The organism is Bacillus sp. HSf4, from assembly GCF_029537375.1.
Classification (GTDB): domain Bacteria; phylum Bacillota; class Bacilli; order Bacillales; family Bacillaceae; genus Bacillus; species Bacillus sonorensis_A.
In genome coordinates, this window is the sequence record NZ_CP120679.1 from 1711566 (window position 1) to 1725272 (window position 13707).

General features: G+C 46.5%; 11 protein-coding genes. All 11 read left to right on the forward strand.

Features of this window, described 5'->3' with window-relative positions; genetic code table 11:
* Positions 1-340 precede the first annotated feature (340 nt).
* The 11 genes from P3X63_RS08770 (at position 341) to sepF (ending at position 13703) form a co-directional block, all read left to right on the forward strand.
* Entirely contained in the window at positions 341-1852 is a 1512-nt protein-coding gene (locus tag P3X63_RS08770; RefSeq protein ID WP_026586877.1) for a S8 family serine peptidase, read from the forward strand.
* 192 nt (positions 1853-2044) lie between these two features.
* On the forward strand, positions 2045-6352 hold the full coding sequence (locus tag P3X63_RS08775; RefSeq protein ID WP_277692909.1) for a S8 family peptidase: 4308 nt from the start codon (positions 2045-2047) through the stop codon (positions 6350-6352).
* Positions 6353-6528: 176 nt separating this feature from the next.
* Positions 6529-7458: a sigma-E processing peptidase SpoIIGA gene (gene spoIIGA, locus P3X63_RS08780; RefSeq protein ID WP_277692745.1), complete on the forward strand. Its 930-nt coding sequence runs from the start codon at positions 6529-6531 to the stop codon at positions 7456-7458.
* A gap of 60 nt (positions 7459-7518) precedes the next feature.
* Complete coding sequence (sigE, locus tag P3X63_RS08785) at positions 7519-8238, forward strand: RNA polymerase sporulation sigma factor SigE (RefSeq protein WP_026586880.1); 720 nt, start codon at positions 7519-7521, stop codon at positions 8236-8238.
* A gap of 139 nt (positions 8239-8377) precedes the next feature.
* Positions 8378-9157, forward strand: coding sequence for an RNA polymerase sporulation sigma factor SigG (gene sigG, locus P3X63_RS08790; RefSeq protein WP_026586881.1), 780 nt, complete (start codon positions 8378-8380; stop codon positions 9155-9157).
* A 131-nt stretch (positions 9158-9288) separates the two neighbouring features.
* Positions 9289-10086: an ABC transporter ATP-binding protein gene (locus P3X63_RS08795; protein WP_026586882.1), complete on the forward strand. Its 798-nt coding sequence runs from the start codon at positions 9289-9291 to the stop codon at positions 10084-10086.
* Between the two features lie 287 nt (positions 10087-10373).
* Positions 10374-11261, forward strand: a complete 888-nt coding sequence (locus tag P3X63_RS08800; protein ID WP_277692746.1) for a putative RNA methyltransferase — start codon at positions 10374-10376, stop codon at positions 11259-11261.
* Positions 11262-11344: 83 nt separating this feature from the next.
* Positions 11345-11578, forward strand: a complete 234-nt coding sequence (locus P3X63_RS08805) for a YlmC/YmxH family sporulation protein (protein WP_026586884.1) — start codon at positions 11345-11347, stop codon at positions 11576-11578.
* A gap of 139 nt (positions 11579-11717) precedes the next feature.
* Positions 11718-12551 carry a peptidoglycan editing factor PgeF gene (gene pgeF, locus P3X63_RS08810; RefSeq protein WP_026586885.1) on the forward strand — a complete coding sequence of 278 codons (834 nt, stop codon included), beginning with the start codon at positions 11718-11720 and terminating at the stop codon, positions 12549-12551.
* 7 nt (positions 12552-12558) lie between these two features.
* Positions 12559-13254: a YggS family pyridoxal phosphate-dependent enzyme gene (locus tag P3X63_RS08815; protein ID WP_026586886.1), complete on the forward strand. Its 696-nt coding sequence runs from the start codon at positions 12559-12561 to the stop codon at positions 13252-13254.
* Complete coding sequence (gene sepF / locus P3X63_RS08820) at positions 13251-13703, forward strand: cell division protein SepF (protein WP_026586887.1); 453 nt, start codon at positions 13251-13253, stop codon at positions 13701-13703. Before P3X63_RS08815 ends, sepF begins: the two co-directional genes overlap by 4 nt.
* Positions 13704-13707: the final 4 nt, after the last annotated feature.

The window sequence follows — 13707 nt, forward strand, 5'->3', positions numbered from 1 at the left end:
AACAAGTCGGCAGCTTTTTTTACATTGCCCTAAAAAATCCGCTGCCTCCTGCAAAAGAATCAATTCTCAAATCTTTCAGGCATCTGAACCGAAAGGCTTGCACAAAAACTCTCTCTTTCCTCCCGGTTGAGCCGGCTTTCTTTTTGGTCTGAGATCCGCACGAACTACACATGAAAACAGCTGATCCATCAAAAGAACGAATTTACAAAACAATACAGAAAGAATGACAAAAAACGACAAAATCTATAGGTTTTTTCTTTTACAGTATAAATATCTTCTTTTTCCAGACAAAAAAATGCAAGAAGCGTCACAGAACGGCTTCATGTGAGGAGGATGTCATTTGAAGAAAAAGCCATTATTCCGTACAGTCATATGTGCAGCACTCATCGGCTCGCTGCTCACTCCGGGGGCTGTCCATGCAGAATCCGGAACAAAAGCAAAGGCTGACACGCAAAACAAAATAGCGGCTGCTCTTTACAAAAGCTTTGCAAAAGAAGACAAAGTCACCTTTTTAATTAAAATGAAAGATCAAGCCAATCCTCAGCAAACAGCGGAAGCCGCTGAGAAAAGGGCAAAGCTGAGCGTCATGACGGTCAAAAGGGTCAAAGAGCTCAAGCGTTCAGCCGTTTTGACCTCATTGCGGACAAAGGCCGAGCGAACACAAAAGAATCTGAAAGCCTTTTTGGAAAAAGAAGAGAAGAAAGGCCATGCGAAACAATTGGAATCATTTTATATCGTCAATGGGATGGCCGTAACGGCCACTAAAGATGTCATGGAAAAAGCAGCGTCCTATCCAGAGGTGGAAAAAGTGCTGCCGAACGAAAAGATCAAGCTGAGTGAAACGGAAAAAGCGACAATTGATTCAACAAAATCAAGTGCTGCTCATCCCGCATCCAACATTCGCCAAGTACATGCGCCGGATGTCTGGAAAAAACATTATAAAGGCAAAGGAGCTGTCGTGGCATCAATTGACACCGGTGTTGAGTGGGATCACCCGGCGCTGAAAACGAAGTACCGCGGATATAACCCTGACAAGCCAAACAGTCCCAACAATCAATATAACTGGTTTGATGCCACAAGCAAGAGCAAGAAAACGCCTTACGATGACCTGGGCCACGGCACACACGTCACAGGCACGATGGTCGGCTCTGAAGCGGGCGGCAAAAACGAGATCGGTGTCGCTCCTACAGCAAAATGGATCGCCGTTAAAGCTTTTTCAGAGGACGGCGGTAGTGAAAAGGACCTTTTGGCCGCGGGGGAATGGATATTGGCGCCGACAGATGCGAAAGGAAAAGCCCACCCTGAAAAGGCTCCTGATGTCGTCAACAATTCCTGGGCGGGTGAACGAGGTCTTAATGAATGGTATCGCGATATGGTCAAGGCATGGCGTGCTGCAGACATCTTTCCTTCGTTTGCGGCGGGAAATGTAAGTGAATTTGAACCCGGCGGACCGGGCTCTGTTGAGAATCCTTCCAATTATCCGGAGTCATTCGCGATCGGTGCGGTTGACAGCGAGAATTCACTGGCTGACTTTTCACTGCAAGGTCCTTCACCATATGATGAAATCAAGCCTGATCTTTCGGCTCCAGGTGTCAGCATCCGCTCCGCTTATCCGGGACACAGATATGCAATAATGGACGGCACATCAATGGCGACCCCGCATATTTCCGGCATCGTTGCTTTGATGAGAGAAGTGAATCCAAATATCTCAGTCGATGAAATCGAACGCATTCTGCTGAAGACGGCGACCCCTCTGTCCGACAAAACGTTCACAAAATCGCCGAACAACGGTTATGGATACGGCCTTGTCAATGCTTTAAAAGCGTTCAATGAAGCGAAAAAATCAAAATAAACAAGAAAAAAGGCAAAACCGATAAAGGTTTTGCCTTTTTTTAACTGATTTTAAACATTTTCTTGACAAATAACGACAAAAATCTCAACCAATTTTTACTATATTTAAAAGACAACTAGAGTCAGACAAGATTTAGAGACGAAAGGGGGACGGATGAAAAGAAGCCATTTCAAGAAAAAAGGGGGAATTGATTTGAAAAGCAAGCTGAAAAGAAAGGCGTTCAGTACACTTTTAAGCGGACTATTAATCGGTTCGATGTTCATGCCCGCTTCTTCCGGACTGGCACAAAAGCCCGCGCTCACGTCTGTGAAAGAACAAGTGAAACAGCAGGTTTCCGCCAAGGGGAAAATCTCGAAAACGCTTGTCAAACGCTTCAAAAAAGAAGATAAAGTCACCTTTTTGATTAAATTGAAAGATCAGGTTGATACGCAAAAGGTAGCAAAACAAGCGGAAAAAAAGGCGAAAGCGAAATCGCTCAGCTCCGCCAAGACCGAGTATCAAAAGCGTTCGGCTGTTGTATCGTCATTAAGAATCAAAGCCGATGAAACGCAAAGCCAGCTGAAAACCTATTTGAGAAAGCAAGCGAAGAAGGGAAATGCCGAAGACATCCGCTCATTTTACATCGTAAACGGCATGGCCGTCCATGCGACAAAAGATGTCATGGAACAGGTTGCGGCTTTTCCGGAGGTTGAAAAAGTGCTTCCGAATGAAAAAAGGCAGCTGATTAAACCGGCTAAACAATCGGGCAAGCACACCTCTCTCAAGGCTCAAAACGGTGTGGAATGGAACATTGACCAGATCGAGGCCCCGAAAGCGTGGGATCTGGGATACGACGGAACCGGGACCGTTGTGGCATCGATTGATTCCGGCGTACAGTGGGATCACCCGGCTTTAAAAGAAAAATACCGCGGATATGATCCTGAAGATCCGGACAACCCCGATCATGAAATGAACTGGTTTGACGCTGTATCCGGCGAATCCGCGCCATATGATGACTTAGAGCATGGGACACATGTGACAGGCACGATGGTCGGCTCGGAGCCTGACGGTCAAAACCAAATCGGTGTGGCCCCGGGTGCGAAGTGGATCGCAGTTAAAGCGTTTTCTGAAGACGGCGGAACAGATCAAGATCTTCTCGCTGCGGGAGAATGGATATTGGCACCGAAAGATAAGGACGGAAATCCTCACCCTGAAATGGCACCAGATGTTGTCAACAATTCCTGGTCAGGTGGTGCGGGTCTTGATGAGTGGTACAGGGACATGGTGAAGGCCTGGCGCGCTGCCGATATCTTTCCGGAATTTTCGGCGGGCAATGTTGATTTCACTAACCCGGGGGGACCAGGTTCAATCGCCAATCCGGCAAATTACCCGGAAGCATTTGCAACCGGTGCGACCGATATCAATCAACAATTGGCAGATTTTTCGCTTCAAGGCCCGTCTCCTTATGATGAGACAAAGCCTGAAATCTCTGCGCCCGGTGTCAACATTCGCTCGTCTGTGCCGGGAAGCGGGTATCAGGACGGCTGGGACGGCACTTCCATGGCGGGACCGCATGTCTCAGCGGTTGCGGCTCTGATCAAGCAAGCGGATGCCTCGCTTTCTGTCGACGAGATCGAAAAGATTTTAACCGATACGGCCATACCGCTTACAGACAGCACCTTTTCCGAATCACCAAATAACGGTTACGGCCACGGGCTCGTCAATGCGTTTGATGCTGTTGCAGCCGTCAGCGGCGGATTGGGCAAAGCAGAAGGACGGGTCGGCAAAGAAGGAGAAGATCAAACACCGCCGGTTTTAAAAGATGAAGAAAAAACAGATGTGTTTGCAGGCACTAACATTCCGTTCACAGCTGAAGCAGAAGACGACATCAGCGTTGTATCCGTCAAGCTGAAGTATAAAACGGATGATGGCGATTGGCAGACGATCACGGCCAAGCTGACCGGGGGCGACTACAAAAAAGGAACATATGAAGCGGTCATTCCGACTTTAGACGGCAAAGTCCTTTTTTATCAGTGGATTGTGACAGACTACGGCGGCAACACCACGGAATCCAAAGTGTATGAAGTGCCGATTTCCCCTGCCGTCACCACAGGCTACAAGCAAGATTTCGAAACTCATGCCAGCGGCTGGACAAGCTCTGGTACAAAAAATTCATGGCAGCAGGGAACACCACAGTCAGGGCCGCAATCTGCCGCATCAGGTAAACAGGTTTACGGCACGAATTTGACAGGGCCATACGAGGAGTCGGCCAACATGAATCTTCTGATGCCGACAGTACAGGTTCCAAAAGACGAAAAGCTTTTCTTGAAGTTCAAATATTGGCATGACATTGAGGAAGATTTTGACTATGGTTTTGTCTATATCCAGCCTGAAGGGAAAAGCGATTGGGTGCAGGCCGCCCAATACACCGGCACGACTTCAGAGTGGATGGATGGTGAAATTGATTTATCGGCATATGAAGGACAAAAGATTAAGATCATGTTTAACCTTCAATCCGACGACAGCATAGGAGGAGACGGGCTTTATATCGACGATGTGGAGCTTGTGAAGCAGTCCGAGAGCGCGGCCAAGAAAAAGCATTTCAGTGTTGAAAAACGCAAGGGAAAAATGAAAGCCAAACATACAAAAAAACAAATGATCGACCCTAAAAAAGCGAAACCGGCAAATGCTGCACAAGCAAACAGAGAGCGCGGCAAGGCATCCCCGGCCGTTCTGCCGCTCAGGGCGCAGGTGAGCGTTCTTGAAACAGGAAAATCGACTTATTCAAGCGCGGCAACGGGGGCATACAGCTTGTCCCATTTACCGGGAACCTACACGATGAAAGCCGAAGCCTACGGTTATGAATCAAGCGCGCAAAGTGTCACCATCGAAGCAGACAAAACAACGTCCGCCGACTTTGTTTTGAAAGAATTGAAAAAAGGCACGCTTTCGGGAACCGTCAAAAATAAAAAAACCGGAGAGCCTGTACGGAATGCGAAGCTCTATTTGTTTGAAGATGCTGCCGTAGAGCCTGTCAAAACAGATGAAAACGGCCGCTATTCGATTACAGCCTATGAAAATTCGTACACCGTAAAGGTCGCAGCCAGCGGGTATTACAGCAGTGAATTTACGGTTGATTTAAAAGGCGATGTCTCAAAGGATATTGAACTTGAACCTTTCATCGGCTATCCGGGTGAAATCGGCTATGATGACGGAACCGGTGAAAACGCATGGGCGTTTTATGAAGCGGGCAACGGGCTGGCTGTGAAAATGTCGCTGGAAAACGGCCAGGAAAAGGCGATGCTGAACGGCGGATTATTCAAGTTCTGGGATGAGGATTTTCCTGATCCGGGCGGCACCGATTTTGAAGTTGAAGTCTATGACGCCTCGGGAGACAAAGGGGCTCCAGGCAAAAAAATCGCCGGTCCGTTCAAAGGGGAAGCCCTCCGCAACGGTGAATGGACGAAGATTGATCTCGGCGATGAAGGCATCATGGTCGGAAAAGATTTTTATCTTGTATACGTCCAAACGAGTGATATGGACCACTCCCCGGCTCTTGCGGCCGATGAGGACGGAGAATATGCCGGACGCAGCTGGCAGTATACGGACGGCTCCTGGTCAAAAACGCCTTCAGACCAAGGAAACTTCATGATCCGCGCCTTGGTCGACTACGAAGTGTCAACACCTGTGATTACATCGCCAAAAGACGGACTCATCACCAACCAAGAGAAAACGGTCATCGAAGGGACGGCTTCTCCGACAACAACCGTCCATCTTTTTAACGGCGGGGAAGAAATCGGCACCGTCAAAACCGGAAAGGACGGCACATTTTCAAAAGAAATTCAATTAAATAAAGGGGAAAATGTCATCACCGCTAAAGCATCCACAGATTCAGGGACAACGGATGTTTCTGATCCGGTCCGAATTGTCCTTGATCAGGAAAAGCCGAAGCTTTCCATTGATACGCCGGAAGACGGTTCAAAGCTTAATAAAGAGACTGTCACAGTCAAAGGCACGGTCTCAGACGACCACTTGAAATCGGTGAAAGTGAACGGAAAAAAAGCAGCCGTTGACAATGGTGAATATTCGGCCCGGATTATGCTTGATAACGGAAAAAACGAAATCAAAGTGACAGCGGCTGACGAGGCCGGCAATAAACGGACGAAAAAAGTCACGGTTGATGTCAATTTTGAAGCGCCGCAAATCTCCGGCCTCAAACCGGCTGAGGATCTGGAGCTCAAAACAGGGGAAACCGTGAAAATCGAGTTTGAAAGCGACGCTGATTTGGATGCCGTCTTTGTCATCAGAATGCCTTTGACCAATTTTAAAACGGCTTCGCAAAACGTGACAGAACTGCCGATCAGAGAAGTGTCAAAAGGTAAATATGAAGGGTATTGGACCGCGACTTCCACCGCGAAAGCGAAAGGAGCGGAAATCGAGGTGATCGTCCGCGATGATTACGGCAATGAAACAAGAAAAACGGCGAAAGGCAAATTGTTTATCAATGAAAAATTGAAATAAAGGTACAAAGCGCTGTCTCTTAGAGGCAGCGTTTTTTTCGTCAGACCATCGACAAATTCAGTATGAATCTCTCAAAAAATGTGCCCTTTGACAAACATTAATTGACAGACTTTACCTTTGGGCTTGATTTATACTTAGGGAAACAAACAGTCGGGCGTTAAAAATGGGGGACGGATGTGGAAATCTATTTAGATGTGATTTGGCTTTTAAATTTTTGCTTTGATTTGCTGCTTTTAATGATGACCGCATTCATTTTAAAGCGAAGGGTAAAAAAACGGCGGTTTTTCCTGGGCGCATTGGTTGCCTCAAGCATCGTCCTGCTGATGTTTACCCCTTTATCGCCATATGTTCTTCATCCGGCAGGCAAGCTCTCTTTTTCCGTTGTGATTATTCTTGTCACTTTTGGTTTTAAACGGTTTCGATTTTTTTTGCAAAATTTGTTTTCTTTTTATTTTGCCACTTTTTTAATGGGGGGAGGGATTATCGGCGCGCATTCTTTGCTGGAAACGGATTCGATTATGAAACACGGAGTCTTTATGACAAATTGGTCGGGCTTCGGTGACCCCGTCAGCTGGCTGTTTGTCGGCGCGGGATTTCCCGCCGTCTGGCTGTTTTCAAAAAAACGCTTTGAGGACGTCGAGGCGAAAAAGATTCAATACGAGGAGCGGGTTCAGCTTCAAGTGGATGTGGAAGATCAGACGCTCCGGTTTAATGGATTGATCGATTCGGGAAACCAGCTGTATGATCCCATTTCAAAAATGCCTGTCATGATCGTCAATATGGAAAAGCTGAAAAGCGTGCTGGGTGAAGAAGCGAGCGCGGTCATCATGGAAAAAAGCCCTCTTGATGCCGTCGGCCTTCTTGATGATGCACTGCCGTATATCGGACGAATCCGTCTGATTCCGTACAGAGGCGTCGGCCATCAGCATCAGTTTTTGCTGTGCCTGAAGCCCGATCATGTGCTGATTTTTACGAAAGATGAGGCAATTGAAGCGCCGAAATGCCTGATTGGCCTCAGCACATCGCCATTGTCAGCGGACGGCGAATTTGATGCGATCGTTCATCCGAAAATGCTGTCGGGAAACCCGATCAAACACGTTTCTTAAACTTGGTGAGCTGTTACATTATCATACTCCGGAAAATGTTTATTTAGAAGGGGGAGGAAGATGAAAAAACTAAAATTAAGGCTGACTTATCTCTGGTACAAACTTTTGCTGAAATTAGGTTTAAAAAGCGATGAAATTTATTATATTGGCGGAAGTGAGGCGTTGCCGCCGCCATTATCGAAAGATGAAGAACAGGTGCTTCTCCACAAGCTTCCTGACGGCGATCAGGCTGCGCGGGCCATCTTGATTGAACGCAATTTGAGACTTGTTGTATACATCGCCAGAAAATTTGAAAACACCGGCATCAACATCGAGGATTTGATCAGCATCGGGACGATCGGCCTCATTAAAGCGGTGAACACCTTTAATCCGGAGAAAAAAATCAAGCTGGCTACATACGCTTCCAGATGTATTGAAAATGAGATTTTAATGTATTTAAGACGGAACAATAAAATCCGCTCGGAAGTATCGTTTGACGAGCCTTTAAACATCGACTGGGATGGGAATGAGCTGCTCTTGTCAGATGTGCTCGGAACGGAAAATGACATCATCACGAAAGATATTGAAGCAAATGTCGATAAGAAATTGCTGAAAAAAGCGCTGGAGCAGCTGAATGACAGAGAAAAACAAATCATGGAGCTCCGCTTCGGCCTGGTCGGGGGAGAAGAAAAAACACAGAAAGATGTTGCCGATATGCTCGGAATATCGCAGTCCTATATTTCACGGCTTGAAAAAAGAATCATCAAAAGGCTCAGAAAAGAATTCAACAAAATGGTTTAATTTTTTTATGAAATTTGAAGCGTTGACTGACAAGGGTTTTCGCCTCGAACTTCTTATTTTTGGAAATTAGCGATGCATATTTTTCCCACCCAAGGAGATACTGAACTTTGTACAGCAGCTCCTGTAGGGAGGGAAAAAAGTGTCAAGAAATAAAGTCGAAATCTGCGGGGTTGATACATCAAAACTGCCCGTACTCAAGAATGAAGAGATGAGAAAGTTATTCAAGCAAATGCAGGAAGAAGGAGACCGCTCAGCAAGAGAACAGCTTGTTAACGGCAATTTGCGCCTTGTCTTAAGCGTCATTCAACGGTTTAACAACAGAGGAGAATATGTTGATGACTTATTCCAAGTCGGCTGCATCGGACTAATGAAATCAATTGATAATTTTGATCTGAGCCACAATGTTAAGTTTTCAACATATGCTGTACCCATGATTATTGGAGAAATCCGCAGATATTTGCGAGACAACAATCCGATCCGCGTATCGCGGTCACTCAGGGATATCGCATACAAGGCGCTGCAAGTGAGGGAACGTCTTATGAGTGAGACAAGCAGGGAGCCGACAGCGGAGGAAATCGCGAAAGAGCTTGAAGTGTCCCACGAAGAGATCGTTTTTGCACTTGACGCCATCCAGGATCCAGTCTCACTGTTTGAACCGATCTACAATGACGGAGGAGATCCGATTTATGTGATGGACCAAATCAGCGATGAGCGGAACAAGGATTCGCAATGGATTGAAGAGCTCGCTTTAAAAGAAGGAATGAGGCGGCTGAATGAACGGGAAAAAATGATTCTCAGAAAACGCTTTTTTCAAGGCAAGACGCAAATGGAAGTCGCCGATGAGATCGGGATCTCCCAAGCTCAAGTATCACGGCTGGAAAAAGCCGCAATTAAACAAATGAATAAGAATATCCATTAAAGCCGCAGAATCGTCTGCGGCTTTTTATATGTTAAAAATGGAAAATCTCTCATTCACTTTACCATTCAAATAAGCTATAATAAAAGAATTATATTTTCTGAATATTTACATAAGTGAAAGGAGTTCTGATCATGGCATTGAAGCTTGAACAAGCGACACTAAAACGAAATGGACAGCAGATACTTAAATGTATTGACTGGGAGGTGAAAAAAGGGGAGCATTGGGCTTTGTACGGCTTAAATGGCGCCGGAAAAACAGCGTTGCTCAACATGCTGTGCGCTTACTATTTTCCGACAACCGGGAGAGTGAATGTGCTGGGTCATGAGTTTGGAAAAACAGAGCTGGGCGAAAAGCTCCGCCGTAAAATCGGTCTCGTCTCCGCAGCATTGCAGCAAAAATTTTATCCGGAAGACAGCGCTTTTGAAATTGTGCTGAGCGGCGCATTCGCTTCAATCGGCCTTTATGAGACGCCGTCACAGCATATGAGGGAAAAAGCGATCGCCTTCCTGGAAGAGTTCGGATCAATCAGCTATGCCGACAGAAGATATGAAACACTTTCACAAGGAGAAAAGCAAAAAGTCCTGATTTCCAGGGCCTTAATGGCCGATCCGGAACTGTTGATCCTTGACGAGCCTGTCACAGGCCTCGATTTCATCGCCAGGGAACAGGTGCTTGAAACAATTGAGCACATCGCCCAGAAAGAGGAAGCGCCATCCATGCTGTATGTCACACACCATGCCGAAGAAATTCTCCCGGCCTTTAAAAAAACGCTTCTCTTAAGGAAGGGTGAAGTATTTGCCAAGGGGGAAACGAAGGATATGATGGCAGATGACACGCTCTCCGCTTTTTTCGGCATGCCGGTCAAAGCCGTTTGGACGGATGGAAGGCCGTACTTGTCCAAGAAAAAGCCCGTTTGTGTAAACGGCTAGCCCATTTTTGGCCCGGCTGTTTTGCTGTGTAAAAACAGTCTGGCCGGCTTGACCATTCGCCGCACTTCTCTTCCAAAGACGTCATTTCAATGTTAAGATGTCATTGATTTCCCATAAAAGGAGTTTTTCTTTCATGATCATCCAATTCATTCGCTATAGATAAATGCAAGGTATAGACAAACTTAAAGCAAATCCACACCGTCAGGTTTTAAAAACGCTGATGGAGCGGGTTTATTTGTCTATGCCTTTTTCATTTATCTCCATTTGTGAATGAAAGAGGTGCTGTCATGAATAACAAGATGAGAAGCGCAGTGCTGATGAAGAGGTTTGAAAAAGTGCTTCAATGCCCGCTCTGCGCTGCGGACATGAAAGTGGCGGGCTTCAAAAGCCTCGCTTGTGTCAATCATCATACATTTGATTTAGCCAAACAAGGATATGTGAATGTTGCGGCGAATACAAAGGCCGGAAAATATGATCAAGAGCTGTTCGAGGCCCGAAAAATGATAGCTGACAGCGGATTTTTCGAGCCCTTGTATAAAGTGCTGACGAGCCTACTCAAGCAAGCATTGCCGCTGAGGCAGAAGCCGATCGGGATTCTTGATGCGGGCTGTGGTGAAGGGTCCCATCTGATCAGGATCACAGAAGATCTTAAAGCCGAGATTGGCGGCAGGGTGTTCGGAGCTGGAATCGATTTGTCAAAAGCGGGGATTTTGACGGCGGCAAGGCGTGATGCCGAACTAATCTGGTTTGTCGCTGATTTGGCGAACGCTCCTTTTCAGCGCCGATCATTTCATGTGATTTTGAACATTTTATCACCTTCCAACTATGCGGAGTTCAAAAGGCTGATATCTGCCGATGGCATGGTGATTAAAGTGATGCCAAAGGCCGGCTATCTGCAGGAATTAAGGGAAGCTTTCTATGATGGGCCGGAAAAGTCCGTTTATTCCAATCACGATACGGCCGGTCGCTTCCTCGCGCAATTTGCGCTGATAGACAGGATAGAGCTTTCATACAGCTGCGTCCTGAACCGGGAGGAGCTCAGCCGGCTGCTCCGGATGACCCCTTTGTCATGGCGCGTAAAGGATGATCGGATTGCGGACTTTTTGAATCGGAACCAAGCCGCTTCGATCACGGTTGATCTCGATGTTTTAATCGGCGTCAAAAAAGCGGAATAAAAAGGCGGAAAGGCAGTCTAAATGAAAGACTGCCTTTCATATAATTTTAAAGGATACACGATCAGAGGAGGCGTGCGGCTTATATGATGAACATTTCCGATTTCCAGGTGAAGGACGTTGTCAATGTGTCAAACGGCAAGAAACTGGGCAGCATCGGTGATATTGATATAAATGTAACGACGGGTAAAATACAGGCGATCGTCATCGGCGGATCAGGTAAAGTTTTTGGATTTTTCGGAAAAGAAGAGGAAATCGTCATTCCGTGGCGAAATATAGTCAAAATTGGAGAAGATGTCATTCTCGTCCGTTTAAGCTGAACAGAAAAAAGGTGAATATTGTTTCAAAAAATACATTTCGTTTAGTTTTTTGAAACGAAACTAAACGAATGCATCAAGATGTGTTAAAATAGGAGCGATATGATGAAAGACTACGATGCTTGTCGAAAGGCTGATCACCATGAGTACATATAAACCCTTTCGTCTTGATGCTCCGTCAATGCTTTTGATAGAGGATTGGACGGCGAAAAACGGCGGAGCGATTACAGCCGGATTTACGACAAAAAACGGCGGGGAAAGCAAGCCGCCTTTTCAAACATTAAATACAGGACTGCACGTGCAGGATGATCGGCGGCATGTTGCAAACAACCGAAAAAAAATTGCCGATATTTTAGAGACAGACCTCGATCATTGGGTGTTTGCCGATCAGACCCATGAAGACCGGATTCAAAAAGTGACACACGAACACCGCGGCAGCGGCGCATTACAATATGAAACGGCTCTCCGGGGAACAGACGGGCTTTATACAAACGAGCCAAATGTATTTTTGGCACTCTGTTTTGCGGACTGTGTTCCCGTTTATTTTTATGATCCGGTCCGCTCGCTTGTCGGAATTGCTCACGCCGGATGGAAAGGAACCGTCAAAGGAATCGCCGGCAAAATGATTGAAACCTGGGTCAGACAGGAAGGATCTAATCCCCGCGACATCCAGGCGGTTATCGGGCCTGCGATCGGATCATGCTGCTACATTGTCGATGACCATGTGATGAACAAAGTCAGAAGCCTTCCTCTTCAGCAAGAAGACAAAGCTTTTTTGCCGATAAAAGAAGGGGAGTACCGTCTTGAATTAAAAGAGGTGAACAGACAGCTTCTCATTCATGCGGGAATTCCGAATGATCAGATCAAGGTCAGTTCACTGTGTACGAGCTGCGAGCGTTCGCTGTTTTTCTCCCACCGCAGAGATCAGGGAAAGACGGGACGGATGATGTCCTTCATCGGTTTAAAGGAGGTATAGCTTACAGTTGGATGTAAAAAGCAATTTACGACATATAAATGACAGAATCAACGAAGGGTGTATCAAAGCGGGCAGAACCCCCGATGAAATATCCGTCATCGCTGTCACGAAATATGTTTCCCCGGAACGGGCGCAGGAAGCGCTTGATGCGGGAATCAGGCATTTGGGTGAAAACCGTGATACCGGGCTGCTTCACAAGCTCGATGCTTTGAAAGACAGCGAACCGGTATGGCATTTTATCGGAACCTTGCAGACGAGAAAGGTAAAGGCCATTATCGATCATGTCTCATATATCCATTCTTTAGACAGGCTTTCACTGGCCGACGAGATTCAAAAGAGGGCGAAAAAGCCGGTTGACTGTTTTGTTCAGGTCAACACTTCCCTTGAATCTTCAAAACACGGCATGACAAAAGAAGAAGTTCTTCCTTTTGTAAAAAAACTGTCTGCCTACGAAAACATTCGGATTGCGGGATTAATGACGATGGCTCCTTTTACGGATGATGAGGAGGCAATCAGAAGCTGTTTCCGCCAGCTGAGAGAGCTCGCAGGCGAGGTGCGGCGGCTTGATCAATGGAATGCCCCGTGCGATGAGCTTTCAATGGGCATGTCAAACGACTTTACAATCGCCGTAGAGGAAGGCGCAACATTCGTCAGAATCGGTTCTTCCTTAGTCGGAAATGAAACTGGAGGTGGACAAACATGAGTCTTAAAAACAAGTTTAAAAACTTTTTTTCCTTGGATGACGAGGAATATGAATACGAATATATTGAAACGGACAGGGAAGAAATCCCTGAAGAGCACGAGCCGAAAGACAAAGCCGCCTACCAGTCAAAAGCGGCCGGGAAGCAGAATGTTGTCAGTTTGCAAAGCGTGCAGAAATCTTCTAAAGTGGTGTTAAGTGAGCCCCGTGTATACGCGGAAGCCCAGGAGATCGCCGATCATATCAAAAACCGCCGCGCGGTTGTCGTCAACTTGCAGCGCATCCAGCATGATCAGGCGAAAAGAATCGTCGATTTCTTAAGCGGAACGGTATATGCCCTCGGCGGCGATATTCAGCGGATCGGTGCGGACATCTTCTTATGCACGCCTGAAAACGTCGATGTCTCCGGCACAATTTCCGAGCTCATTGAAGAAGAACATCAGAGGTGGTAAATCG